Origin of the sequence: Endozoicomonas sp. ALC020, assembly GCF_049275935.1 — a bacterium.
Classification (GTDB): Bacteria; Pseudomonadota; Gammaproteobacteria; order Pseudomonadales; family Endozoicomonadaceae; genus Endozoicomonas_A.
In genome coordinates this window covers 443,091-469,852 of record NZ_CP184830.1, presented here as the reverse complement: position 1 = coordinate 469,852, position 26,762 = coordinate 443,091, and the positions used below count along the sequence as shown (strand labels likewise).

Genomic DNA, 26,762 nt, shown 5'->3' with positions numbered 1-26,762 from the left:
AGGAGCTTTGAGATATAGCTATTTGCTCAGAGCTCTCGTGTTTTTAATATCTCTTGATTACTAATCGTCGTTAATGCCTCTAAAAAAAAAGCATGGAAGCGTTTCTGCGTCTATACCTTTCAGAACAACACACACAATGAGGTTTGAAGATGACTTTGTGTTTACGACAGAGGTTGGCTGTTCTGTCACCTCTTCTTGCCGCCATGGCAGTTTCCTTTCATTCCAGTAATGCTTTCTCTGCAGGTTACGGTATTAATGAAAACTCAGCCAGCTACATGGGTACAGCCTATGCGGGCAGAGCGTCCAACCCTCAGGATGCTTCCATTGCAGCCAATAACCCGGCGGGTATAGCTTATGTTGAGGGTACTCAGGTTTCAGTGGGCTCCGCCATCATTCTTGAGGGAGGTGAGTTTGAGGGGCAGCATACTCTTCCTACTGGAACGGTGGTTGCTCAAGGTAAAACGGAAGATTTCGTGTCAACAAGCGGGGTGCCTTTTGGGCATTTTGTTATGCCGCTGAATGATCAAATCAGCTTTGGTATAAGTGGATATGCTCCTAATGGTATTGAGCTGGAGTATGACGATGATTGGGCGGGTCGTTACTTTGGCATTAAAACCAGCTTTAAAACCGTTAACTTGCAGGGGACGGTTTCCTATAAATTCCAGGAAGACTTCTCTATTGGTTTTGGGTTGATAGGTTCTTATGTAGAAGGGGAATTAACCCAGAATACAGATGTCACTAACTTCCTGAGGGAAGGTCTTCCTGCTGCTGAAGCAAAGATTGAAGGTGATGATAAAACATTGGCTTGGACTCTGGGAGCACTGTGGAATGTTTATGATAGAACCTATGTCGGCCTTGCTTACTTCTCTGAGATTGATTTTGAACTCGAGGGAGATGTAAAGCTATCAGGTCCTGTTAATAGGAAATCAGATGCAAAGCTCGAAATTACTATGCCTGAGAGAGCAGCTCTGAGCCTGACTCATCAGCTCAACGATGAATGGACTTTGATGGCTGAGGCCACTTGGACTCGTTGGAGCCGTTTCGAGGAGTTTTATGTCAGAGCGGATAATTCTGATCTGTCCAGTTATGTCCCAATCAACTGGAAAGATGCTTGGGCCTGGAGTTTTGGTGCGACATGGCAAGTGCTACCAGAGTGGAAGCTAAGGGCAGGTTATATGTTTGATGAGTCTCCTGTCGATGATGACAATCGTACTGTGCGTACACCGGATTCCGATCGCAATTGGTTTACTGTGGGAGCAAACTGGAGGCCTGATACCAATCTCTCCATCGACATTTCCTATGCGTACGTGAGTTTGAAAGAAGGAAAAATAGATGAAGCCAAGTACAACAAACCGCCAAATCAAGGCACTCCTATTGATAGTTTCGGCGTAATAACAGGGGAATATGACAACTGCTCCAGTATTGTGGCTGCACAATTGAATTATATTTTCTAGACTTGTTGAGTCTGAGACCTTGCCTGTTTTTACAGGCAAGGTCTTGGTAGAGGTTTTTCAGAACCAGGGAATAAGTCGATGAAATCAGTCTTTAACAAAAAAACGATTAAAATTAGTCTTGTGATGTCCGCGTTAATGGCGACAGGAGGTGCTCCGGTTTCGGGGTATGCAGACCAGCCAGCCAGCAACAAAGATGAAGTGATTACCGAAAAGCCTACTGTTGATCAGGACAAGATCTGTCAGGATCTCGGGCATATTTTCACCAAAAGTCAGAATGGTTTTTCGGACATACGTAAGCAACCTTCTTTTTACAACAAGATCACCATATGGCAGACAGACTATCAACCACTGAACGGTGGCTGCGAGGTCTGGCAGTGGTCGAATCGCTATAGCTATGTCTGCAGTCGGGTTCTGCCTGATGAGCAGACTGCCACTCAGGTTTTTGACGAAGCCAAGCGCGTCATTGGCCAATGTCTGCCGAAGAGTTGGGCGCAAAAGCAGGTGGCATTGCCTGACAACAAAGGTGAAAAAATTCAGTATTCCTTCAATGGGCAGGTCAGGGGTTCTCTGGAAAATGTGAGTACAGGCGGACTGTTTACCCATGACTGGACAGTTTACCTGTTGATTTCATCACCGGAAAATACTCAGTAGCAATGTTATGGGTAAAAGAAAGGCATTTTGTCCGGAAATACTCACGGACACTGTGGCGTGGGCAAAATGTTTTTCGAAAGGCCGTGGTCGTTTAATCTCCATCCTGAAAAAGCTTCCGTTATTAGTGCTTCTTCTCTATCAGGGCACTCTGTGGGCTTATGGCTTCCCTATTAAGGACCCATTCCTTGCGACCGTCGTTGGCACCCCGCCCGGGCAACAGGTGAAGCTTCGGCAAGGTATTGTCCGCGAGGCGATTTTAGGATTGGCTGACGAAACCGTTAAGGGTGCACCGGGTATATTCTGGGATGTGATCAAACCCCGTTTCAAGTTGGCCTGGCAGGAGAAACCTGCTCCACTGATTTTTATTATTGCCGGCACCGGTGGTCGTTTCGATACCAGCAAGGTCGAGTTCCTGAAAAAGGTTTACTATCAGGCAGGCTTTCATGTCATTCAGATCTCATCCCCCACCAGTTACGACTTTGTTGTTTCCGGCTCCCGATCCCATCGACCCGGTCTGACGCAGCAGGATTCAGAAGATCTTTATCGTCTGATGAAAGCGTCTGTCAGGCGGGTTCGCTCCTTTAAAAAAATTCAGATTAAAGGCTGGTATCTGACAGGTTACAGCCTTGGTGCACTCAACGCTGCTTATATCGCCAGAATAGACAGCGAACATAATGCCTTTGGCTTTAATCGTGTGCTGTTAGTGAATCCTCCTGTTGACCTGCGGCGCACCGTCAATAGTCTTGATCGCTTACTGCTGGTCGACGTGCGGGGCGTTGATAATGCAAAAACGCTTTTTAATCATTTCTTTGACAAGCTGGCTGCTTATTTTCGGACGCATAAAAGTATTGATATCGATGAATCCATGTTGGTTCAGGTGGCAAAAAGCGCTTATGCCCTGAGCAGGGAAGAGCTGGCACTGCTGATAGGCGTCAATTTCAGGTTGGTAGTAGCGTCCCTGTATTTCACTTCTGCTGTCATGACCTGGAACATCAGCCTGATTCCCAGGTTTTTTAAATTCACCCTGAGTGATAGCCGAACTCCTTATTTTAAGCGGGCTATGTTTTGCAGCTTTGAATGCTATATAGATAAGGTACTGATTCCTTATGAAGAGAAGCAGAAGGGAATCTACTTTGATCAGAAAAAATCCCTCGCTGCGCAGCGTGCTCTTATATTTGAGCAGAACGGTTTGCCTCGCCTTAAGTTGTGGTTGAAGAAAGCCCGGCATATAGGTGTGATGCACAATGTGGATGACTTTATTATTGACAAGAAAGGGCTCGACTTTCTTTATGATACCTTCGATGGGCGAATAAAAATTTACCCTCGGGGTGGGCATATGGGCAATCTGAAGTATCCACAAAACGTGGAGGATATGCTCAGCTTTATCAAAGGTAAGGGCTTTCCCGATGCTTAGAGCCGGATGCCTGCTCTTGTTGTTTTCTCTAACAGTCTGCAATCTCCCGGCTGATCATAGTATCCCTTATTCAGATCCTATGGATACTTTGAAGTACCGAGACCCTGATGATGAGTTATTGGAAGACTGGCATCACAATATGAATTCAATGTCGTTTATGGATGTTTATGACCCACTGGAGCCCTTTAATCGCGAGGTGTTTGCTTTCAACCGGCAGTTGGATCGCTATTTTCTTGAGCCCGTAATGCAGCTTTATGAAACGGTGACTCCATTTTTTGTTCGGATCGGAATAGCCCATTTTTTTCAGAATCTGAAAGAAGTTTCCACCCTTATGAACAACCTGCTTCAGTTTGAGGGTGAGCGGGCTGTTAAATCAGTCGGTCGATTATTCATCAACTCTACTCTGGGTATTTTTGGCTTTTTTGATCCTGCCGAGAGTATGGGGTTGCCCCATCAACGCAATGAATTTGGCAATACACTGGCAAAATATGGGGTGGGAGCCGGACCTTATCTGGTGGTTCCGGTTGTTGGTCCATTCAGTTTGAGGGATGTGAGTGGTCTGGTCGTTGATCTGGCCGCAGAAGATTATATTGATTTTCTCGGGGTGCCTTCACAGGTGTTTTCCCAGCCTGACCTGTTTGCCATCTATGGAATTAACTATCGCTATACCGTTCCCATGAGCTACGATGACTTCAGCTCGCCCTTCAGCTACGACATTATTCGCTTTTTGTATACCAAAAGGCGGGAGTTGGAAGTGGGCGTTTACAAGTAAAGCTCCAATGTGTCTGCAATAGAAGGGAGGTGTCTTCCAGCTCGCAGGCAATGTCGGAGCTGGAAGAAAATAACTCAGGCTTCTTTGCGAATAAACACCCATTCCTTGTCATTCGACATGGCTTCGTTGTAGCTGTAGCCCTCGTAATCAAAACCTTTCAGGTCATCGACTTTTTTCAGGTTGTTATCAATGGCGTAACGACACATCAGGCCCCTGGCTTTTTTAGCGTAGAAGCTGATGATTTTGTATTTGTCACCTTTCCAATCCTTGAAGACCGGGGTGATGATCTGACCTTTCAAAAGTTTGGGCTTAACGGCCTTGAAGTATTCATTGGAGGCCAGGTTAACCAGAATATCATCTTTTTGAGCGGCCATTTCTTCGTTCAGTTTGTCGGTGATCTGTTCGCCCCAGAATGCATAAAGGTCTTTTCCGGCATTATTGGCAAATTTGGTGCCCATCTCCAGACGGTATGCCTGCATCAGGTCGAGAGGTTTCAACAGACCGTAGAGTCCTGAGAGAATGCGCAGGTGTTTCTGGGCATAATCAAACTGTTTGGCATTCATGGTCTCAGCATCAAGCCCCGTGTAAACATCACCTTTAAAGGCCAGGACTGCCTGTTTGGCATTTTCCTGGGTAAAAGGCTGTTGCCAGGCCTGGTAACGGGCAGCATTCAGCTGTGACAGTTTATCGCTGATGCTCATCAGGCTGCTGATATCCGCCGGACTCAGCTCACGCAGTTGATCAATCAGGTTCTGGGATTGGTCCAGAAATTCTGGCTGACTGAACTTTTTCGTCACCACAGCGGTGTCATAGTCCAGGGTTTTGGCAGGTGACACGACAAAAAGCATGGTTTTTTCTTCCTTCTGAATTCCGGTTCTACCCCTAACAAGCTGAAGTGTTCAGCTTTAGCACTATGGAACACATCCTAGTAGAGGGAGGAGGTGTTTGGTAGTGAATTATCTCTATTATGTTGATAGACCGGTCAGGCTAGGAGCCTGACCGAGAATAGCGCCCGTAGCGAGGACGGCAGAAAATTGAGGATGAAAATTCGGTTTTGTGAGGAGAATAGCGAGCTATTTGACGAACAAAAGCGGATTTTCAGACCAATTTGCTGCCGCCGCAGTAGGGCAGTCTATTCTCGGTCAGGCTCCTAGCAGCCTGTCGGACTTAAGACTGTCCTACACGGCAACTGCTCCTGCGTTGCTCTAGCTCCTGCATCCATGCAGTCGTGCGGTTGCAATAAATTGGTCTAAAAATCCCTGTTTCTTCGTCAAATAGCTCGCTATTCTCCTCAGAAACAGAGATTTTTATCCTCAATTTCTTGCAATCCTCGCTACGGACGCTTAAGTCCGACAGGCTGCCAGGGTGTTTGGTTGTGCGGTTGAGGCAAGTCGTTAATCAGGAGGATAGGGCTTCAGGGAGAGGTTGATGATCCATGGTTGTCAATTTTTGATAGCCAGACGATCAAGTCTGGCTATCTCTCTGAGGTCAGTGAAAATTAAAGGTTTTCTTCAGCGTATGCGGCCAGCGGCGAGCGTGGGACCCCCTGTAACTGGACTGCGCCACCGTGTGGAAAGTTTTTAAATCGTTCAGTCATGTAAGTCAGTCCTGAACTGGTCGGTGCCAGGTAAGGGGTATCAATCTGGGCCAGGTTGCCCAGGCAGATGACCTTACTGCCTGAACCCGCACGGGTGATAATGGTTTTTATCTGGTGCGGTGTCAGGTTCTGACATTCATCAATGATGATCAGGCTCTGCTGAAAACTTCGTCCCCTGATATAGTTCAGGGATTTGAAATGGAGAGGAACCTGCTTGAGAATGTAGTCCACACTGCTGTTGGTGGATTCATCGTCATAGTGCAGGGCTTCGAGGTTGTCAGTAATGGCACCCAGCCAGGGCTCCATTTTCTCAGCTTCCGTGCCCGGCAGGAAGCCAATGTCTTCATCCAGTCCCCGGGTTGAGCGGGTCGCTATGATTCGACGGAACTGTTTGGTGGCGACTGTCATCTCTATTGCGGCGGCCAGAGCCAGAATGGTTTTACCTGAGCCCGCAGCACCGGTCAGGTTGACCAGGTGAATATCGGGGTCCATTAAAAGATTCAGGGCTATGGCCTGATGAATATCGAGAGGCTGAAGCCCCCAGGCTTCCTGACTCATTAATGCTTCACGACAGAAGTGTTGCAACTGGACTTCGTCATGAGTGATGGCGTTCACCCGGGCTACAAATCCAGTGTCGTCCAGGAAAAACTGGTTCAGATAGATATCCTCACCGAGTTCTTTTTTCAACAGTCGATGATAGGTAATACCCTCCAGCTGCTCTGTCTGAACCTGGGAAACGCGGTCCCAGAAGTTGCCTTCGAACAGTCGGTAACCTTTACTGAGCAAACCAATATCTGAAACCAGTTGATCGCTGTGGTAATCCTCCGTTGGAATTCCGCATCCCCTGGCTTTAAGACGCATATTGATATCTTTAGTCACCAGAACAACCGGTGCACCCGGGTGGGTTTCCTGAAAATGACAGATATCGTTGATGATGCGGTTATCGTTATTGCTGGTGGGCAGTGTGGTAATGTTCTCTACATAATGAGAGTTCAGGATTGAGAGAGTACCCTGAGGCTCTGATTTATTACCACGTCTGATAGGAACACCTGCTTCGATCTCCGAGGGTGAGGCAGAACCCAGTATCTGGTCAATCAGTCTGATGGCCTGTCGGCAGTCAGCAGCGATGGTTTGCTTTCCGTTCTTAAGCTTGTCCAGTTCCTCCAGAACGGTCATGGGAATGAGCACTTGATGCTCTTCAAAGTTGAGGATTGAGTTAGGGTCGTGTATCAGAACATTGCTGTCGAGAATGTAGGTGGTTGTTTGGGTTGAGATGATCGGCCTAGCTTCCAAGGCGTTTCCCATAGGCAGCTTCCTCGTCCTTTTTTTGGGTCTCTCATAGTTGATTTTTATCGAAAAGAAGCAAGTCGGCAAGTTTAAATTTCAGATAGGATTAAAAAAATTTAAATACTGATTTTATTGTTTTAATGAGTGAGGTTTGATTCTAAACTTAGAGGATTACATTCTTATTCCTGCCAGATGCTTCGTCCAGAAACTGTCCTTAACTTTTCTGTTTACATCGGTTTTTAGAGGCATTCGCCAGCGAACCTTCTATCGAACACTCGCTGGTGGTGAGTAGCACGTTAATGATTATTTCAACAGATCTGTGGGTGGGTATTCCAGGTTGAGCTTTGCACCCAGCATTTCTTCCAGGTCGGGGATCAGGAAAGAGTCTTCTTCACAGGCAAAGCTGATGCTGGTACCACTGGCTCCAGCCCGGCCTGTCCGGCCAATGCGGTGGACATAATCTTCCGGGTCTTCAGGCAAGTTGTAATTGATCACATGACTTATTCCGTCGATGTGAATGCCACGGCCCGCAACATCGGTAGCTACCAGAACCGTCAGCCTGCCATTCTTGAAGTTATCCATCGTCTTGAGGCGCTTCTTCTGAGGTACTTCACCGGAAATTTGATCAGCTTTTAGGCCTTTCTTTTGTAGCTTCTCGGTCAGTCGACGGGTTTCATCCCGACGATTGGTGAACACAATCACCCGCTCCAGGTTGTTTTGATTGATCAGGTTGATCAAAAGAGGAACTTTCTGTTCATTGGTGACAATGTAAACCTTCTGATCGACGGTCTCTGTGGCAACGCTTTCTGGTTCGATTTCAACTTTCACAGGCTTCCAGGTCCACTGTGCACCGAGTCTTAGTACCTCATCCGTGAAGGTGGCTGAAAACAGCAGGGTCTGGCGATCGCCAGGACGGGGTGTCATTCGGATAATGCGTCGAACCTGGGGAATGAAGCCCATATCCAGCATTCGGTCGGCTTCGTCAATGACCAGTGTTTCGGTCAGGTCCAGATGCAGGTCTTTACGTTCGCAGTAATCCAGAAGTCGGCCAGGAGTAGCCACCAATATATCGATGAAGCCATTACTCATGCGGCTGCGCTGCTTCTCATAATCCATTCCACCAACAACCGTCAGCACATTCAGGGGCAGGTATTTGGTCAGGGCTTCAGCATCCTGACCAATCTGTAATGCCAGTTCCCGTGTAGGGGCAATGATGACGGCACGGGGTTCGCCGAGGTAGCGTTGATCCGGTGGTGGGATATCGATCAGTTGTTTGATGGTGCTGACAAGAAAGGCGGCCGTTTTACCCGTGCCGGTTTGAGCTTTACCAATAGCGTCTCTACCTGCCAGCGTGCTGCCCAGTACTTCTGCCTGAATGGGGGTGCAGTACTTGTAGCCCAGTTCCTGAATGGCTCGCATCAGTTGATCAGGCAGATCAAAGTCATGAAAGCGGGTTTTACCCTGCTCTGGCTCTACCTGGAACTGGCTGATATGCCAGGAAGGCTCGGAACTCTTGTTGGCTGAGCGATGAGAGCTGTGAGAGTGGCTACGTCGAGCAGTGTTCTGAGTCTTGGGGTTTCTGGATTGGGCTCCGACAGCTTTGCTGTTTTTCTTCCCGCCCCGGGGCTTGGAAGAAGGGTTTTTTGGTGCCGGTGAAGGCTTTTGTCCACCGGATGAAGGTGCTTTTTTCTTTCTGAAAAGACCTAGTAAACCGCTCAATGCTTTAATCTCGTTCCAATACGATATCGGTATCCCGGTCTGCAGCGTTGGGCTGCCGTGTCCTGAGAGTGTCTCGGAACCGGGGATTGAATCTGCTGACGACGGGTATCTCCGCCCTGGTGTTAAAGAGTCGGGCAAACAGAAAGAGAAAGAGGCCTTCAGGTAACTGGCTGTTAATAGTCAGTTACCTACTCAGCAGCAACGCGCCGCAGGAAACTGGATTTGCAAGGCTGCGGCATTCCAGAGGGATTCTAAGGTATCTGGCGGGTGATTGCTAAAATGATTGCTCATCCACGTCGCTATAATCCGGGCTGTCCTGCTCTTCGTGCTTTCTTTTACGCATGAAGAGTCTGTCCAGCTTACCTTTTTTGCTGATTTTTCTGTTTTTTCTGCGGAGCTTCGATTTATAGAGTATTAACATCAGAGGTTGATCAGGCATAGGTTTCAGGGGACGTCCCTTGAAAAAAAAGCTCACTTCTTCGGCGAACTTCTGGATTTTGGCAGCCAGCGTTTCGGTCTCGGTCTCCGGGCTCTTCTCATAACCCTGATTAAGTATGTTCATAATGTATTGCACTGGCGCTATTTCCATAGGGCACCTCAATGTTAGGAACTGTATGCTCTGTTACCCAAGAAAATCCGCTAATGGTGACCGGGTAACCTCTTTTTCATGAAGAACAATTCTAAAGATACGCAATTTTCTCTCATACAACCATTAGACATAGGTCTTGGGTAAATGGTTCCCTGTGAGCAGTTGTATGCAGGTCACAAGTAGTGAAATGAATTGTAGGTATTAAGTATCTGCGAAGTGTGCCGCAAGGAGGGGGCTTTTCACTTTGCTGTAATCTCCGGTTACCATACTCATAACTTATTACTTACTGAGCAAGCGGCAAGTGGAGTTATCCGAAGGAGAAAAGGTAATACAAAAGCGGGCTATCGAGTGGGCCAGAAAAGTCAAGAATGATATTGGCAAAAAGCTCACGGATCGATCGGTTTACCAGGTTGAAGATTCTCCAGTCTCAGTGTTTATGGCAGGATCGCCTGGAGCGGGCAAAACAGAAGCTGCAAAGTCATTATTAGCTGTCCATGATTCAATTATCAGGCTGGATATAGATGATATGCGGCAATACTTCGATGATTACCAGTTTCGCCGTAAAGCCTCGCCCAATGCGGGCGGGGATATAAGGCGGGAACGCGTAGAGCGTTCCGGTTGAGTGTTTGTAGGTAAACTGCTACCTTTTGTCCTGTCTCTTGTAGACCTACCGTCGGGCAGACGGGATGTTAAGTCTGTGGAGTTTGTGTGAGACTTGGGGAGCATGGGTTGATTCGCCATCGTAAAAGCTCCCACTGTGGAACTTTTATGCGATAACCAAGCCTGTTCCCTGAGCAACGAACTATGAAACAGAAACGTTCTTGAGCGATCAAGAACCCTCGCCCGATAGGGCGGGGAGTGTCAGAACGGAGGCAATGCGTACTTATTTCAGGGCGCTGCGTCTATACTCCTTGATCGTGCTCATGATTTGGCTCTAAAGCAAAAACAGAGCTTTCTTCTTGATGGAACAATGGCTGATTTTAATATCGCAAAAAAGAATATTGAGCGCTCTCTCAAGAGGGGGCGAACTGTTCAGATTCTGTTTGTATATCAGCAGCCTCAACAAGCATGGAGGTTCGTTCAGGCAAGGGAAAAAGTTGAGGGAAGAAGGGTTTTTCCTGAAAAATTTGTTGATCAGTATTTCCTGTCAAGAGAGAGCGCAAACCTTCTAAAACGGGTGTTCGGTGACAAAATTATACTAGACCTGCTGATCAAAAATATTGACGGTACTAACCAGAAATACCATAGGAATATTACCCAGCTTGACGGTTATATTAAAGATAAGTACAGTCGCGGCGACCTTCTGGGTGTAGTGGGTTTATCTCATTAGTCACAGGCTTCAATCAGTCCAGGTGGTCTATTATATCGACTAAAGGCTGTGGTATAAAAAAGCCAGCTGCCATCAGTAGCCCATAGATCAGGATTCCAGTATGTCTTCCAAGCATCCAAAAGATACCCCCAAAAACTCCTCATTTTCGGAGTTCATCAGAAACGCCAAGCCCAGCGAGAAAAAGAAAGTTTTCATGCGTGTTCTGGACGAAGCTACCAAGAAGCAGCAAGCTATCATCAAAGCTGCTGGTATGTGATTGGCTTAGAGGTATTCTTCCAAAGCTTTCTGTTTGGCGAGTATTTTCGTGCTGCGCCTCTCTATTACCTTTAAGGTTCTGGCCCGAACTGACCAGAACCTCTGTCAATAGTCAGAGCTCGGAAACAATATCCTTGCTGAATGACTTCTCGCAATAGTGACACTTCAGTCGAATATCGTCGTCTTTTTCCCGCAGGTAGAAATAGCTGCTCACAGGCTCATTGTGAGTGATGCAATTTGAGTTAGGGCAGGGAAAAGCGCCTCTGAGCGTCTCGGGAACCGTCATTTTGAATTTATCAACGACCTGATATTCGTCGATGACATTGATGGTGGCTCCCTGTGCGAACAGGGCCAGCTGACTGGCTTCTTGTTCAGTGAACTTCAGGCCAGTCACTTTAATAATATCTTTGCGACCCTGAGCCTTGCTGGGCAGGTTAAAGCCCACGGTAATGCTGACATTGGAGTCCAGCAATTGCAGGCGATCCAGAATTTTAACACCCTGACCTGCGGGTATATGGTCAATGACGGTGCCTTTGCGAATGGCTTCAACCTGAAGCTTGTTGGTCATTGCTGTGTCTCCCTTCAGATACTTTCGTTCAAAACCAGAGCCAGGAGCGCCTGACGGGCATAGACCCCATTCTCGGCCTGTTGAAAATAGTAGGCATGAGGTGTGCTATCGACAGCCATTTCTATCTCGTCGACCCGTGGCAGGGGGTGAAGAATTTTCAGGTTGTCTCTGGCTCCCTTCAGACTTTCGACACCCAGAATATATTTAGAGGCCATGTGCATGTATTCAGTTTCATCAAAGCGCTCTTTTTGAACCCGAGTCATATAGATAATGTCAGACTCTGGTACCACTTCTTCAATAGTCTCGGTTTTGCGGTAGTGAATGCCTTTTTCGTCCAGCTCTTCAAGCAGGTAATCGGGCATTGAAAGGGCTTCGGGTGCGATAAAGTTAAATTTGGCACCGAACAGTGACATAGCCTGAACCAGGGAATGAACGGTTCTGCCGTATTTAAGGTCACCGACAAAGGTAATGGTCAGTTCGTCCAGCGTCCCCTGACATTCTTTAATGCTGAACAGGTCCAGCAATGTCTGTGTCGGGTGCTGGTTGGCACCGTCACCGCCATTAATGATGGGGACATTAGCGAATTCAGAGGCTAGTCGTGCTGCGCCTTCCTGAGGGTGACGCATGATGCAGGCATCGGTATAGGAGCTGATGATTTTCACTGAGTCGGCCAGTGTTTCGCCTTTTCTGGCAGAAGTGTTACTGCTGTCAGAGAAACCAATCAGGGTTCCTCCCAGCCTCTGAACAGCGGTTTCGAATGAGAGACGGGTGCGGGTAGAAGCCTCGAAGAAGCAACTGGCGATCACCTTGCCCTTCAACAGATCAGGACGTGGCTTTGTTTTAAGCTGGGCGGCAGTCTTCAGAATTTGTTCAAGGTCTGAACGATTCAGGTCTGCTATGGAAATGATGTCCCTCAGATAGAGCTGGTTTTCCATCAAGAATTACCTGTTCCTGAGTAAGGGTGTAGAGTTGGGCGCTGGTGCCAAATAGCCTTTGGAGCTATATGGACAGCACAAGCCAAAAAAAAGCCCCTGATAAAGGGGCTTTTTTTTCTGAAAAACGGATCACTGCTGATGTCGCCTGGCATCCAGCTCAGAAGTGAGTCTGAAGCATAACAGCCAGTTTCGGATGTCATTAGCGTGTGTCCGTAACAGTATACGTTTCAGCTTTAACAGCCTCTGTGCATTAAAGCACCATTAAACCTAAGTTAAAGAAGCTCCTGTTTTCAGGCAAGCCTTCTTAAGCAAGTTGCCACGTATTCTACCGATGCCAACCCCCAAATCAAGAACATGTTGGCAGTGTTTTTCTGTTTGGCTATAGACTCTGGTTTGGTCTGTACCACCAGTTATTCAGGTCGAGCCAGTAAAGCTGGTCTTGTGGTGGATGATCAAGATAATGCCAGTAGGCCAGGTGAGTCTTTTGAGTATGCCATTTGGGAATGACATAATGGCCCCACATCAGCACCCGGTCCATAGCCCTGATAATGGGTGTCAGTTTTTCGTAGCTGTCCGCTTTTGTAGTTGCGGCCAGCAAGTGGTCAATGACCGGGTTGGTGATGCCGACAATGTTACCACTGTGTTTTTCCATTACGACTCTGCTGCTCCACATGTGATAAAGCTCGTTGCCCGGGTAAGTGGATTGCCAGAAATACCAGTCCACCAGTTCGAAATCGAAAGCCCTGACTCTTTTTCGGAACAGGCTTTTGTCGAGCGTATTTATATTCAATGTTATGCCAAGGTCAGCAAGACTTTTGCGATAAGAAAGTAATAGACGCTCCTGTTTAGGGTCCTCGGTCAGGAGGCTGAGAGTGAGAGGTCTGCCTGATTCTGTTTCTATCATTCGACCGTTTTCCAGCCGGTATCCTGCTTTTTTAAAGAGCGCCAGAGCTTTTCTGACATTCTCCCTGTTTGTACCGCTTCCGTCTGAAACAGGGACACTGACAGCTTGCTTGAAAAGTTCATCGGGTAACTGCTCCTGAAACGGTTCCAGCAGCTTGAGTTCTTCTTCCGTAGGCAAGCCATTGGCTGCAAGAGGCGAGTTGGAGAAAAAACTCCTGGTACGCTGAAAATCACAATTCATCAGAGTTCTGTTAATCCATTCGAAATCGAAGGCCATGATTAAAGCCTGACGAAGAGCCGGGCTTTTGAACTTATCTCTGCGAAGGTTAAAGGCCAGGGCACTCATGCCAGGTGGATAGAGTATGGCAATGTCTTGTTTCAGCACGCGACCTTCCTTTACCGCCGGGAAACTGAATGACCGATGCCACTTTTGAGTGTCTGTCTCCTGATGAACATCGTAAAGCCCCGCTCTGAAACCTTCGGTTACAGCCTGATGGTCACGATAATAGTCCACCCTGATTTCATCAAAATTGTATCTCCCCTTCTGGCTCGGAAGATTGACTGCCCAGTAATTCCGGACTCGCTCAAAAGTGATGTTTTGACCTAATCTGACCTGCTTGATCTTCAGGGGGCCACTGGTCACCGGGCTGTCCAGGTGTTTGTCCTGAAAGTTTCTGGTGTGCCAGTAATGATGCGGAAGTACGCGCAGATAAGCCAGCAGGGCAAGCTGTTTTCTGCCGGGTTTGTCCAGATAAAAAACGACTCGGTAGGGTGACGTTTTTTCAACTCTGACTACGTCTTTATAAAGGTTCTTCAAAAAGGGTGAGCCTTCCTTTTTGAATAATTCAAAGGTAAATACAACATCTTTTGAAGTGAGAGGGTGGTTGTCGCTGAACTTTGCTGCCGGGTTGATATGAAAGGCGACCCAGCTGAAGTCGTCAGGGTATTCGATGGCTTCGGCCAGAAAGGGATAAAGCGAGTGGGGTTCGTCGGCTGACCGGGTCATTAATGAGCCGTAGGTGTGGTAAACGTAATCGGGAACAGTTCCTTTGCCGTTAAACGGGTTCAGGGTATCGAATGATCCTGTCCTGGCCAGTCTCAGGACACCACCTTTAGGTGCATTGGGGTTTGTGTAAGCAAAATGAGTAAAGCTGTCCGGATATTTGTGGGTACCGATCAGGGTAAAGGACTTTTGAATATGTACCTGACATTGGGCCGACAGAGAGCTTGTCAGGCAGAGACTGAAGAGAAGGCTTTTTATTATTCTGATTCTGGAGCCATAAATCTTGTATAAATGGTTGCTGGAAACAACTCTGCTCACAATATCTTCAGCCTTTTTTGTGTCGAGGTGGATTCACGGGGTAAGAACGTTTGGGAGAACTATAGCTCAGCTGCTCTGCTCTTTGCTCAGGCCTATGACTGACCCGGCTGCAGTGGTGGAAGGTTAAGCTGGATGTTGGCTTCAAGCGCTGTGAGCAGTCCACTGGCAAGGTGTCGAGACCAGAACTGAGCTAATCCATGCAGCGACTTCTCAGAAGCGGGTACGGGGATCTCCAGCCCTTCAACAGGAAGGCTGCCCTGGGCATAGATTGCGTGAGCCGGACCCTGGATAAAATGTCCCTGAAGGGTATCGTTCAAGAGCTCTCCGTCCAGATAAGCATGAGTGATCAGAGCTTCGGGTCTCAGGTCAGGTTCTTCGTTTTGAACTTGCCAGTAGATGGCTGAGTTCAGGGCAAGACTGTTAAATACCACTGCCTTGAATCGAGTTTTAAACGAAACATATTGGGCGATTGCGCCACCCAGAGAAGAACCCGTCAGCTCAAACTCATGGTCAGGGTAGTGCTCATAAAGATCGACAGTGAGCTCCAGGGCTCTTCTCAGCATGGGGACTTCCAATGGAAAATAACCGCTGCCAGTGATGAAGCGGTATAAGCTGGAGGTGATCTGAGCCAGATAGCCATATCCGTAGCCACCCTGTGTCCAGACTGCGTTAGTCAGAGAGTTAAGGCTGTCAAATTCTGTCCCGGTGAAAGCTATGAGAATCTTCTTTTGTGAGGTGTGGAGTAGAACTCTGGCTTTCAGCCCGGAATCCTTGTGGTCATGGATTCGGTTTGTTTCGCGTCGGGTGTCAAATACTCCCTGTGTCAGCCATTTTTCAGGGACATCTGTCTTGACTGCGTTGCGATACTGAATGTAAGTCAGGCGATCTTCAAGAGCCTCTTTGGTACCCGCTTTGTCACTGCTAACTTTGTAGCGATAAGACAGGTAACTGGCAAATGCATAGGGATAGAGTGCTTTCAGGCGCTGCCTGAACTCAGCCATCCTGGCCACTTCTTCATCCATAAACTGAACATTGTCGCGATACCAGCGCTCAACGTTTTCTCTTTCGGCAGGAGAATGGATGTAACGTCGAATGGGGTCGGATTCCGGGATCTTGTTGAAATTGAGCTTTTCAGGATCAAAAGGCCCAACGTAAGGAATGCTGTCTGCCGGGCGAGGATATTTCAGGTTGAGAACAGACAAAGGGGCGTCTGTTTTGAGAAATCCTGCCTGATAATCCTCAGGGCTGTCGCCCACAGCGAATGCGTTATGGCTTAATCCAGGCGTTGGCAATACGCTGACCAGAAGAATAAGCAGCATAAAACGAGGGTGCAGTGATGCCAATTTTCCTGTCATAGTTACGATTCCTCCCTGAAAACTCTGCCGCTTATAAAGTATTAGACAGAGCAAGAGTGCTTTAGTTCAGGGAGGCGACTGGTTGATTGGGGGTAAGGCAAAACGTTTTTTATTTTTAATAGTTATATAAAATTAAGTTTAAATTCTTTTTATTAAAAAGAGGTCTGCTTTTTTCCGGTCATTACTCTTTTTTGATATGACAGCCACCGGGGATCTCAATAGTGAGGTCGCTTTTGGCATGGCAGCAACAGGGCAGGATTTTTCCATCGGGGACAAAAGCGACGGGCTCAGCAAAGTATTCCACTTCACCAGCCACCAGTTCAACCTGACAACTACCACAGAATCCCTCACGACATTGGTATTCAATATCCACCTTCTGTGATTCAAGCGCTTCCAGCAAGTTGAGATCACTTCTGGAAATAAAGCTGAAGCCATCCAGTATCTTGACGATGTTGGCCATGAGGGTCTCCCGGTGAAAGGTGGCCAGTCTTCCGGCCACCTTGTTATCTCTCTTACAGTGAGAAGTTGCTGAAGTCATCGGTCTGGACTTCGTTATCAATCTGGCCCACCAGGTAAGAGCTGACTTCCACTTCCTGAGGTGCTACCTGAACAGCGTCGCTATTGAGCCAGCTATTCATCCAGGGCAGGGGGTTTTGACGGGATGGGAAAGCGGGTTCAAAGCCCAGGGCTACCATTCTCTGATTGGTGATGTATTCCACGTACTGACTGAGAATGTCTTTGTTCAGACCAATCATTGAGCCATTCTGGAACAGGTATTCAGCCCATTCTTTTTCCTGTTCAGCAGCAGCAATAAAGATTTGTCTGGCTTCTGCCTGAAGCTCAATAGCAATCTCAGCCATTTCCGGATCGTCTTTACCTTCGGCCATGATTTGCAGGATGTGCTGGGTGCCGGTCAGGTGCAGGGCTTCGTCACGGGCGATCAGTTTGATGATTTTTGCATTGCCTTCCATAGTGGAGCGCTCAGCAAAAGCAAAGCTGCAGGCAAAGCTGACGTAGAAACGAATGGCTTCGAGAACGTTGACTGATACCAGGGTCAGGTAAAGTTTTCGCTTCAGATCCCTGACGGAAACCAGTACTTCCTTACCTTTGATCTGGTGAGTGCCTTCACCCAGCATGTTGAGCTGGCAGATTCCTTCGATCAGGTCATCGTAGTAACGGGTGATGTCTGCTGCCCTTTTGACAATGGCCTCGTTATTCACAATATCATCAAAAACCACGGAAGGTTCGGTGATGATGTTACGAATAATATGGGTGTAAGAACGAGAGTGAATCGTCTCACTAAAGGCCCAGGTCTCAATCCAGGTTTCCAGCTCAGGCAGGGAAACAATGGGCAGCAGGGCGACATTGGGTGAGCGACCTTGTACAGAGTCCAGCAGGGTCTGATATTTAAGGTTGCTCAGGAAGATGTGTTTTTCATGTTCTGGCAGATGAGCGAAGTCACTGCGGTCGGTTGATAAGTCCACCTCTTCCGGGCGCCAGAAGAATGAAAGCTGTTTTTCGATCAGCTTTTCAAAGATCGGGTGTTTCTGGACATCATAACGGGAGACGTTAACACCCCGTCCAAAAAACATAGGTTCCTGAGTGGCATTGAACTTTTCTTGGTTGAAAGTCGAGTAGCTCATGTTCTCTCTGCTTCTGGGCCAGGAAGGGCCGGCCTCGTCCAGTTGCTGTTAACTCTGTTATAAGTGGGACACTGTTTCAGTGTCCCGGTTCCGACTTTCGTCAAATTTTACAAGCGCCGCCTGCACAGCCGTCATCTGTTTCTTCCTGGCCGTCCGACGCACCATCACGGGTGTTGTGATAGTAAAGGGTCTTCACACCCAGCTTATAGGCTGTCAGAAGGTCTTTAAGAAGGAGTTTCATAGGTACCTTGCCACCTTCGAAACGAGCAGGATCGTAGTTGGTGTTGGCCGAAATGGTCTGGTCAACAAACTTCTGCATGATCGCAACCAGCTGCAGGTAACCGTCGTTACTGTTGATATCCCATAGCAGTTCATAGCTGTTACGCAGCTCTTCGAAGTCTGGTACCACCTGCTTCAGGATACCGTCCTTACTGGCCTTGACGCTGACATAGCCACGTGGCGGTTCAATGCCGTTGGTGGCGTTACTGATCTGAGATGAAGTCTCGGAAGGCATCAGGGCAGTCAATGTTGAGTTACGCAGACCGTGATTCCTGATCTCGCTACGCAGAGCTTCCCAGTCCAGGTGAAGTGCTTCGCTGCAGACTTCGTCCAGGTCCTTCTTGTAGGTATCTACAGGCAGTATGCCCTGGGAATAAGTGGTCTCATGGAACTTGGTGCAGGTGCCTTTCTCTTTTGCCAGCTGGTTAGAAGCTTTCAGCAAATAGTACTGAATAGCTTCAAAGGTTTTATGAGTCAGACCGTTGGCTGAGCCATCAGAATAGCGAACACCGTTTTTAGCCAGGTAGTTGGCAAAGTTGATCACGCCAATTCCCAGAGGGCGGCGTGCCATGGTGGCATTGTAAGCCGCTGGCAGAGGATAATCCTGATAGTCCAGCAGGTTATCCAGCGCACGAACCAGAAGGTTACTCATCTCTTCCAGTTCGTCCAGGCTATCAAGCTTACCCAGATTGAAAGCAGCCAGGGTGCACAGTGCGATTTCACCTTCCTCATCCATTACGTGCTCGAGAGGTTTGGTAGGCAGTGCAATTTCCAGGCAGAGGTTGCTCTGGCGAACCGGAGCTACTGTCGGGTCGAATGGGCTGTGAGTGTTGCAGTGGTCAACATTCTGCAGGTAAATACGACCGGTACTGGCACGCTCGGATGCAAACAGGGAGAAAAGCTCTACTGCTTTCAGAGTCTTTTTGCGGATGTCAGGATCCTGTTCGTACCTGACGTAGAGGGCTTCGAACTTTTCCTGATCCTCAAAAAAAGCATCGTACAATCCCGGAACATCAATCGGAGAAAACAGAGAGATGTTGCCACCTGTGATCAGGCGCTGATACATCAGGCGGTTGAACTGAACGCCGTAATCCAGATGACGAACACGATTTTCTTCAACACCCCGGTTATTCTTCAGAACCAGCAGATTCTCAACTTCATAGTGCCAGATCGGGTAGAAAAGAGTCGCTGCGCCGCCACGAACCCCCCCCTGTGAGCAGGACTTAACGGCTGTCTGGAAGTGCTTGTAAAAAGGAATACAGCCTGTATGGAAAGCTTCACCGTTACGGATCGGGCTGCCAATGGCACGAATACCGCCGGCATTGATGCCAATGCCTGCACGTTGGGAAACATACTTAACGATGGCGCTGGATGTCGCATTGATAGAATCCAGCGAGTCACCGCACTCAATCAATACACAGGAACTGAACTGGCGGGTAGGTGTGCGAACACCGGCCATAATTGGTGTTGGCAGAGAAAGCTTGAATGTAGAGACAGCCTTGTAGAAACGCTCAATGTAATCCAGCCGGGTCTCTTCAGGGTAGCTGGCAAACAGGCAGGCACCGATCAGCATGTAAAGCATCTGGGGGCTTTCATAGTATTCACCAGTGACCCGGTTCTGAACCAGATATTTGCCTTCCAGCTGTTTAACGGCAGCGTAGCTGAAGTCCATGTCACGCCTGTGATCGATAAAGCCATTCATGGCATTGAAGTCAGCTTCACTGTAATCATGGAGAAGATGAGCGTCGTACTTCTTCATTTCTGCCAGTTTGACAACGTGGTCGTAGAGTCCAGGTGGCTCGAACTGGCCGTAGGCTTTTTTGCGCAGATGGAAGATGGCCAGACGAGCTGCCAGATACTGGTAGTCAGGAGCCTGTTCGGAGATCAGGTCAGCGGCTGACTTGATCAGTGTTTCGTGGATATCTGTGGTCTGTATGCCATCGTAGAACTGGATTTGTGATTTAAGTTCAACTTCGGAAACGGAAACGTTGTTCAGTCCTTCAGCAGCCCAGGTGATAACCTTGTGGATCTTCTCCAGATCCAGCTGCTCCTTGTCTCCATCGCGCTTGGTGACCAGGATATCTTTGTTCATTAAAAGTCCTTACCAGTAAAAAAATAAAACTCAAGATATTGTATTTTTATGTTTCGGCTACTACTGAATGCCAGCCCCTGTCTTGGGTGCAGGAGTTGTGTCGCAGAGGGTTGAGCCGAGAAAAATCTGCAGGTCACTGATCCCGCAGTAAAAACGTCTCGAAGAGGTGTGTTCAGGAGTCAGATGCTGTCCTGAGTGACCTGTCAGCTTTTCTTCCCTGATACCGCAGCGCCTGCGCCACAAATCCCTTTCGTTAGCGGCTTCACAGATTCTGTCTTTCAGTTCGGCACACTATCTAATATGTAATAAGCACGCACCAGCCATTTCATTTAACTATCTGGTTAACTGCCCGACTAAACAACACAATATGTTGTGTGGCGACCTTTTATATACACAAGATAATGCGCTATTAGCAGAAGTTCAAGTTGGAAATTTAGTGGAAAAATTGTGTATAACTTGTGAGTTTTTTGCAGTGTTAGTACTTGCAAACGGCCTGACTGCTTTTGCTGACACGGCTTTCAGTATTCTACAGATCTGCCGACACAGGCCAGACTCTATATATAATAAAAAGTCATAAATAAGTATAAATCAATAAGAAATAGGTAGTATTCGAAAAGACGCACCAAAACGGTGTAACCCACAACATTGAGTGTTTTACAAATGCCAAGATTACCGTGAAAATCCCCGGAATCAAGTCGAAGAATACCATCCCTGCTCCGTTGCAGGGCGCGATTTGCTTTGTTTAGCTGATTAACTCTGGGACTTCTTGCCTGACCACCGGTAACCAGGCGTCTCTGGATAAGCGAGGGTACGGATGATCACTCCCAAGTCAGTTTAGGCTCAATGGCAAGCACTGAAAATCTGCGGCCACACCCCAGGCTCTGCCAGTCGTGAGCGTTTAGGGATTATTCCCTATCCGCTCATTTTTCAATAGAACTGTTTTCGAGCATATCTGATAGCTGATAGTAAGTGAACACATGCCATCCCTGGTTTTCAGCGCCGGAAGGCACGAACAATCCTGTTGCTGGATCCTTCAGGTAATACTCATTGAAATTCTCAAGCCTTGACACTTTGTCGTGTATCTTCTGCGCCAGAGAGAGGTAGCGCGCATCATCGGTGGTATTGTACATATCCATAAGGGCAATGCCGCAGCGCAGTATTTTATCGGGCCATAATGTGTAGCCGTTATTTGCTCTCATTAAGTGCTCATTCGGACCGCTGTTGCCCATAGGGATAAATAACTGACCATCATTGTTGTAGAATTCCTCAAATAGATCGGCGACATCCGGATAATTTTCCTGAGGTACCGCACCGGAAATGATGGCCCAGGCCAGACCGAAGGGGTCTGTGATACTGCCATCTTTGAATTTTTGTGCGTCCGGTAGCGCTTCTCTTTGAGCAATCATATCTTTAATGATCAAGCCTGGTTGTGTAGGGTTGCTAGCCTTATGCTTGCTGCGCACAAACCAGCGGGGGCTAAATTGTTGGTTGGCATCAAAGAGTAAATGGGTTCTCAGATTATTTTGTAGCTGCTGACTTAAACTGACAAGCATTGTTTCAACACTGGTCACTGAATCTGTCAGCGACTTAAGCAAGGGTGGCAGGTATGGGCTAGCCCTGATCAATTCCTGCCTGAACGCAGCATTATCAAGATAACTCGAAGCACTCTGGAGACTTTTCAGGCCATCAAGAAGAATTGACGCATTGGTCAGCAGACAGCTGTCGGCGAGGAAGTCATTAAAAATATCAAGGTAGTCAGCCCCGACAGGCAGCCCCTGCTTATCCATAACATTGGTGTAAACGTAGATAATTGCTCTTGCAATCATGGGTGTTAACTGATGACCCCTGGCTTGTGCCTCCGACGGGTCGTAAGTTGCCAGCGTTTTGAGGTATTTGCCACAGAGCGCGAGTATATTGATTTCCGGGTCAGTGGTGCCTGGTGTCAACCTGTCCAAATTTTCGTTTATATAGTTAGCCAACAGGAAACTGGGTTTTGGAAACTTGAATTGCGATGCGTTCGGCGTTGTTGTTTTCAAGTTTTCAATATGCCGATATACCGAAGTGACTTGCGCTTTCAGTTTTTCGGGAGCTGTTATCTTGACATAAGTAATTGCCCTTTCGACATCCAGAGTAAATAATTCGGGTAATTGCATCCCGAATAACAAGTGGGGGTGTTGATCAAAGAATTCCTGTACTTGTGTGAGATATTTTCGCCTGATAACCCGTTCAATGATAAATTGAGTGGGATTGTTTACCAGAACGATTGGGAGTGCTCCCAGATTATTGTGCTGGAAACCCGGAAAGCTCTCGTTACTGTCGGGTTCCAGTTTGTTTACCTGGCGGTTGGCAAATGCAAGCAGGATTTTACCAACGACCTCCAGAACCTCTGGCTGTGTGAGCACCCGATCAACAGCCATCATGTTGTCATCACGGGCCCATGTAGTACCTTGATAGTGAGTTGATTTTTCGTCTTCAGCAATACTGGCAGTAAGTTGTTGGTCTATGCCGAGTGATACCAGTTCCTGACTTTTTACCTTTTTGGCTGAATGAGCAAGGGGATGGGTCTGTGCTTTCCATAAATAAAGTACTCTCTGGCTGGAAATAGGAGTGCAGACCGGATTTTCATCGATATTAGTGAGTGTCCTATTACCACTTGCAGCTAGTGACAGTGCCATCAAAAATAAAATCAATGCCATCGATCTGGCTATGTTGCTCATTTTTAAGTTCTCCCAAACTCATTCTGTTTTCTACCATTTTCTGGTGTTTGTAAGCCTCAGCAAGAATAGCTGCAAAGCAGCAGAGGTGCTTCACTTATCTGCCACGATCATTTCGCTCCAGGTAATCATTGCAACCATTAGGCCTGTGTCTTCCTCTGTAGACTATCTACGAGGGTAATGACTGGAGGCTTTGGCACAATTCCTCGTGATCTTTTCTGAACGAGCCGAATGAGAACCACGACAGGATTTCCATGATGTGAGTAACCGAAAAAAAACGCATGTCAAAGGCTCATGACTGACGCTGCCGGTCATCAGCGTTCAGGGCAGGAAAATGACCTTTTGGGGAATTTTCAGGTCACCTAGGGACTCTAACGCAATGCTGTAGTAGTATCCGTTACCTGAGCCCGACCATTCACGTCGGGCTTGTAGTCTTCATTTTTATAATCTTTGGAAGTTTGGCTGTGGAGAATTCAGAAACAGGTCGAATCCTGATAGTTGAGGACGATGAGCGGTTGGCCACACTCACCAGGGACTATCTCGAGAACAATGGACTCTCGGTCTCAATAGAAGGTGATGGTGGTAAAGCGGTTGATCGTATTCTTGAAGAGCGTCCCGATCTGGTGGTGTTGGATTTGATGCTGCCAGGAGAAGATGGTGTTTCCATCTGCCGCCGTGTTCGTGGGCATTATGCTGGACAAATTTTGATGCTGACCGCACGGACCGATGACCTGGATGAAGTTCTGGGGCTGGAAATGGGTGCAGACGATTATGTTGCCAAACCGGTACGTCCAAGAGTGCTGTTGGCCAGAATCCGGGCTTTGCTGCGCCGAAATCAGGGCCCCATGGAAGAACAGGAAGAGCAAGGCAGCAGCCGCCTGACGTTTGGTCCATTGGTTGTGGATAACTCTATGCGAGAAGCCTGGCTGAAGGATGTGAGTGTAGAGTTAACCAGTGCCGAGTTTGATCTGCTGTGGTTGCTTTGCTCCAATGCGGGTCGGGTTTTGAGCCGGGAAGAAATTTTCTCTCAGCTGCGTGGTATAGAGTACGACGGGCAGGATCGCTCCATTGATGTTCGGGTGTCCCGTATTCGACCCAAGATTGGCGATGATCCCATGCATCCCCGTTTGATCAAAACCGTTCGCAGTAAAGGTTACCTCTTCGTTAAAAGTGAATAAGTGCTCTGAGCTATTTAAGTAGAGAAACCTGTGAGTAGTATTTTCTTACGCATATACGGAGGGCTCCTGTTTACGCTGGTGCTCGTCGCTGTTCTGTCAGGTATTTCCGTCACGCTGATCAATGGGATGAGACAGGCTGACTATCGAGAAGATATGGTCAGGGGCACCTTTCGTCTGATCGCAGAGACGGTTGAAACCTTGCCTGAAGCTGAACGTAACTCCTGGCTGGAAGACTGGGGAGAGCGTCTTGCTATTCCCTTCGAGCTGGTGAGCGTGAAAGATTCAGGGCTGGATCAGGAACAGTTCAAATCTTTGAAGCCTGATGGCATCTGGGTTCGCATGTTGGATCAGAACAGAGCTCTGGTTCTGACACCTCTGGAGGGAGATATCCTTCTGGAAGGTGTGGTGTCGTCTATATCAGAACAAACAGCCAGTGGTACTCTCAGTCTTCTGAAAGCTAAATTGATGCGTTTTCCTGTCGCAAGCAGAGCAGACAAACTGAAAGAGTTGTCTGTCAATAGTTTCAGTTACCCTGTTCATCTGGTGGAACCTTCCCAGACTCGATTGCTCCCTGTGCAGCAGGAGCAGCTCCGTGAAGGCAGCGTGATGATGCTGCTGGATGACGAGGCTCAGACGGTCTCTATCTACACAAGCCTGCCGGATGAAACCCGACTGCTCAGAATGGGACCATTAGGGTTGCTGAACCCTTATCCTTTCAAGCTGATGCTGACCATTGGTTTGTTCGTGTTGACTTCCCTGAGTTTGGCCATTTACATCCTGGTTCGGGGAATGGAGAAACGTCTGCGCAAGCTTGAGAGAGCAGCGACACGTTTCAGTCATGGCGACTTTGATGTCCGGGTCTCTCTGTATGGTGCTGACTCCATTGGTCGTCTGGCTCAGGCATTTAATGCCATGGCAGGTCATATCCAGAGACTGTTGAGCCTGCAAAAAGAAATGATCAGAGGCGTCTCACACGAGTTAAGGACACCTGTCGCCCGACTCAGGTTTGGTCTGGACCTGGTGGCCGATGCCAGAACGCCTGAAGAAAGAGATCATCAGTTAGAAGGTATGGATAAGGATATTCAGGAACTGGATAACCTGGTGGATGAGATTCTGACCTATGCCAATCTTGAACAGGGTGCGCCCGAGGTGCGTTTCAAGCGGCATGATGTCGATAAGGTCATTGGTCAGGTCGTTGGTGAGCACAAGCGTCTTCAGGATCGTGTGGCGATTGAGCATGTTCCCTGCAATATACTGGATCCACGTCGTTTTGCAGACATTGATCGTCGCTACATGCACCGGGCCATCCAGAATCTGGTGGGTAATGCCTGTCGCTACGCAGACAGTAAACTGGAGGTCAGGTTTTCCGCAACACAGGACACCTGTCGGGTTGATGTGGATGATGATGGTCCCGGTATTCCAGAGGATCAATGGGATCGAGTCTTTTCAGCGTTTTCAAGATTGGATGACAGTCGTACCAGAAAATCAGGTGGCTACGGCCTTGGACTTTCTATTGTGAGGCGAATTATGTACTGGCATAACGGTCGGGCAATGGTCAGTCACAGCCCTCTGGGTGGTGCCCGGTTCAGTCTGGTTTTGCCTCGTAAACAAAGACGCTAACCGACTGTTTGTTTCCTTCCATCACGGCTTTAAGGTTTTTTCCGATATGGCTGGAAGAATTCCCGATAACGTTTTGAAGCAGGTTTCCCTGGCTGTTTCCAGAAAGTCGGCGATGTAGGGTTGTTCTTTCTGTTCCACCCGGATACCCGCATAGAGTGTTGACCAGAGACCTCCACTGCCCAGCTTTCTCGCTGCTACATGATCTTTTTCAAGATATTCCGCCAAAGCCCAGTTAGGCAGTGCACAAACGCCGCGCTGACTGGCAACCAGCTGCAACATCATCAGGGTCAACTCAACGGTTCTGACCTGGCTGGGTTCTATGTCATCCGGATCCAGAAAGCGATTGAAGATATCAAGCCGGTTGTGATCAATGGGGTAGATAATCAGTGTTTCTGCTTCGAGATCAGCAGGCTCAATCCACTCCTTTTCCAGCAAGTAATGTTGTCTGGAGAGAGCCAGTAACATCTCATAGCGAAATAACGAGATATACGTCAGACCAGGAACGCCTATCGGGTCAGAGGTAACCACCAGATCGAGCTCTCCTCTGGATAAAGCGGGTAATGGGGCAAAGTTGAAGCCGGTGGCAAAGTCCATTTCGACTTCCGGCCATTGCTGGCGATAGGCGTCAATGGTTGGCATCAGCCATTGGTAACAGCTGTGACACTCAATGGCAATGTTGAGGCGTCCGGACTCACCTCCTGCCAACCTGAACAGGTCTTGCTCAGCGTGCCTTAGCTGGGGAAGAAGTTCATCTGCCAACTGCAGGATACGCAGACCGGCTGATGTAAATCTGGGAGGACGGGTTTTACGGATGAATAACTCCATGCCAATCCGGGCTTCAAGTTCCTTGATCTGGTGAGACAGGGCTGACTGAGTCAGATGCAGGCTTCTGGCTGCTTCAACCAGGCTCCCGGTCTGCTTTAGAGCAAGCAGTGTTTTCAGGTGCCTCAGTTCCAATCCTATGTTGGTTGTCATGATAAGCAATGTTTCGTACGGAGGTTGATTTTCCAAAAGATTATCAATTTTTTTCACTTTTATCATTAGTAAAATGAGTTTGATTCAACTTCTTTTGTGAGCCAGACTCAT

At 48.0% G+C, this 26,762-nt stretch carries 21 protein-coding genes and 1 pseudogene; 9 read left to right on the top strand and 13 right to left on the bottom strand.

From position 1 onward, the window contains the following. The first annotated feature begins 149 nt into the window (after positions 1 to 149). From ACOJUO_RS01700 to ACOJUO_RS01685, 4 genes are all read left to right on the top strand, one after another. A complete protein-coding gene (locus ACOJUO_RS01700) occupies positions 150 to 1,454 on the top strand; it encodes an OmpP1/FadL family transporter (RefSeq protein WP_422135027.1) in 1,305 nt (434 codons plus the stop codon). 78 nt (positions 1,455 to 1,532) lie between these two features. Further along, positions 1,533 to 2,105, top strand: coding sequence for a hypothetical protein (locus ACOJUO_RS01695; protein ID WP_422138743.1), 573 nt, complete (start codon positions 1,533 to 1,535; stop codon positions 2,103 to 2,105). 7 nt (positions 2,106 to 2,112) lie between these two features. Then, positions 2,113 to 3,519: a hypothetical protein gene (locus tag ACOJUO_RS01690; protein WP_422138742.1), complete on the top strand. Its 1,407-nt coding sequence runs from the start codon at positions 2,113 to 2,115 to the stop codon at positions 3,517 to 3,519. 79 nt (positions 3,520 to 3,598) lie between these two features. Further along, entirely contained in the window at positions 3,599 to 4,291 is a 693-nt protein-coding gene (locus ACOJUO_RS01685) for an MlaA family lipoprotein (RefSeq protein WP_422138741.1), read from the top strand. A gap of 74 nt (positions 4,292 to 4,365) precedes the next feature. Here the strand turns inward: ACOJUO_RS01685 and yaaA are convergent, their stop codons facing one another. The 4 genes from yaaA to ACOJUO_RS01665 form a co-directional block, all read right to left on the bottom strand. After that, positions 4,366 to 5,139 carry a peroxide stress protein YaaA gene (yaaA, locus tag ACOJUO_RS01680; RefSeq protein WP_422135023.1) on the bottom strand — a complete coding sequence of 258 codons (774 nt, stop codon included), beginning with the start codon at positions 5,137 to 5,139 and terminating at the stop codon, positions 4,366 to 4,368. 650 nt (positions 5,140 to 5,789) lie between these two features. Next, a complete protein-coding gene (locus tag ACOJUO_RS01675; protein WP_422138740.1) occupies positions 5,790 to 7,193 on the bottom strand; it encodes a PhoH family protein in 1,404 nt (467 codons plus the stop codon). Positions 7,194 to 7,478: 285 nt separating this feature from the next. Then, positions 7,479 to 8,666, bottom strand: a complete 1,188-nt coding sequence (gene rhlB, locus ACOJUO_RS01670) for an ATP-dependent RNA helicase RhlB (protein ID WP_422140102.1) — start codon at positions 8,664 to 8,666, stop codon at positions 7,479 to 7,481. A gap of 502 nt (positions 8,667 to 9,168) precedes the next feature. Then, positions 9,169 to 9,456 (bottom strand): hypothetical protein, encoded by a 288-nt coding sequence (locus ACOJUO_RS01665; RefSeq protein ID WP_422135021.1) that lies wholly within the window; start codon positions 9,454 to 9,456, stop codon positions 9,169 to 9,171. Between the two features lie 328 nt (positions 9,457 to 9,784). On the opposite strand from ACOJUO_RS01665, the gene ACOJUO_RS01660 reads away from it, so the two are divergent. The 3 genes and pseudogenes from ACOJUO_RS01660 to ACOJUO_RS01650 all read left to right on the top strand — a co-directional run bounded on the left by ACOJUO_RS01660 (position 9,785) and on the right by ACOJUO_RS01650 (position 11,069). Then, a complete protein-coding gene (locus tag ACOJUO_RS01660) occupies positions 9,785 to 10,105 on the top strand; it encodes a zeta toxin family protein (RefSeq protein WP_422138739.1) in 321 nt (106 codons plus the stop codon). A gap of 264 nt (positions 10,106 to 10,369) precedes the next feature. Continuing rightward, positions 10,370 to 10,813 (top strand): annotated as a pseudogene (locus ACOJUO_RS01655) (zeta toxin family protein); the annotation flags it as partial. A gap of 100 nt (positions 10,814 to 10,913) precedes the next feature. Continuing rightward, the gene (locus ACOJUO_RS01650; protein WP_422138738.1) at positions 10,914 to 11,069 is read left to right on the top strand and encodes a hypothetical protein; all 156 of its coding nucleotides are present in this window, start codon (positions 10,914 to 10,916) and stop codon (positions 11,067 to 11,069) included. 111 nt (positions 11,070 to 11,180) lie between these two features. Here the strand turns inward: ACOJUO_RS01650 and pyrI are convergent, their stop codons facing one another. The 8 genes from pyrI to ACOJUO_RS01610 form a co-directional block, all read right to left on the bottom strand. After that, positions 11,181 to 11,636 (bottom strand): aspartate carbamoyltransferase regulatory subunit, encoded by a 456-nt coding sequence (gene pyrI, locus ACOJUO_RS01645; protein WP_422135020.1) that lies wholly within the window; start codon positions 11,634 to 11,636, stop codon positions 11,181 to 11,183. Positions 11,637 to 11,650: 14 nt separating this feature from the next. Further along, a complete protein-coding gene (gene pyrB, locus ACOJUO_RS01640) occupies positions 11,651 to 12,571 on the bottom strand; it encodes an aspartate carbamoyltransferase (RefSeq protein WP_422135019.1) in 921 nt (306 codons plus the stop codon). Positions 12,572 to 12,950: 379 nt separating this feature from the next. Next, positions 12,951 to 14,795: an extracellular solute-binding protein gene (locus tag ACOJUO_RS01635; protein WP_422138737.1), complete on the bottom strand. Its 1,845-nt coding sequence runs from the start codon at positions 14,793 to 14,795 to the stop codon at positions 12,951 to 12,953. A gap of 92 nt (positions 14,796 to 14,887) precedes the next feature. Then, positions 14,888 to 16,150: a hypothetical protein gene (locus ACOJUO_RS01630; RefSeq protein WP_422138736.1), complete on the bottom strand. Its 1,263-nt coding sequence runs from the start codon at positions 16,148 to 16,150 to the stop codon at positions 14,888 to 14,890. 181 nt (positions 16,151 to 16,331) lie between these two features. Continuing rightward, positions 16,332 to 16,688: a class I ribonucleotide reductase maintenance protein YfaE gene (gene yfaE / locus ACOJUO_RS01625; protein ID WP_422135016.1), complete on the bottom strand. Its 357-nt coding sequence runs from the start codon at positions 16,686 to 16,688 to the stop codon at positions 16,332 to 16,334. Next, the gene (gene nrdB / locus ACOJUO_RS01620; protein WP_422135015.1) at positions 16,663 to 17,793 is read right to left on the bottom strand and encodes a class Ia ribonucleoside-diphosphate reductase subunit beta; all 1,131 of its coding nucleotides are present in this window, start codon (positions 17,791 to 17,793) and stop codon (positions 16,663 to 16,665) included. Before nrdB ends, yfaE begins: the two co-directional genes overlap by 26 nt. 100 nt (positions 17,794 to 17,893) lie before the next feature. Next, positions 17,894 to 20,164 (bottom strand): class 1a ribonucleoside-diphosphate reductase subunit alpha, encoded by a 2,271-nt coding sequence (nrdA, locus tag ACOJUO_RS01615; protein ID WP_422135014.1) that lies wholly within the window; start codon positions 20,162 to 20,164, stop codon positions 17,894 to 17,896. Between the two features lie 920 nt (positions 20,165 to 21,084). Continuing rightward, positions 21,085 to 22,881: a hypothetical protein gene (locus ACOJUO_RS01610; protein WP_422138735.1), complete on the bottom strand. Its 1,797-nt coding sequence runs from the start codon at positions 22,879 to 22,881 to the stop codon at positions 21,085 to 21,087. Positions 22,882 to 23,336: 455 nt separating this feature from the next. Here ACOJUO_RS01610 and ACOJUO_RS01605 point away from each other — a divergent pair, with 455 nt between their 5' ends. After that, positions 23,337 to 24,056 (top strand): winged helix-turn-helix domain-containing protein, encoded by a 720-nt coding sequence (locus ACOJUO_RS01605; protein WP_422135012.1) that lies wholly within the window; start codon positions 23,337 to 23,339, stop codon positions 24,054 to 24,056. 30 nt (positions 24,057 to 24,086) lie between these two features. After that, positions 24,087 to 25,676, top strand: coding sequence for an ATP-binding protein (locus ACOJUO_RS01600; protein ID WP_422135011.1), 1,590 nt, complete (start codon positions 24,087 to 24,089; stop codon positions 25,674 to 25,676). A 21-nt stretch (positions 25,677 to 25,697) separates the two neighbouring features. Here ACOJUO_RS01600 and ACOJUO_RS01595 read toward each other — a convergent pair whose 3' ends face one another. Beyond that, entirely contained in the window at positions 25,698 to 26,651 is a 954-nt protein-coding gene (locus ACOJUO_RS01595; RefSeq protein WP_422135010.1) for a LysR family transcriptional regulator, read from the bottom strand. Positions 26,652 to 26,762 lie beyond the last annotated feature (111 nt).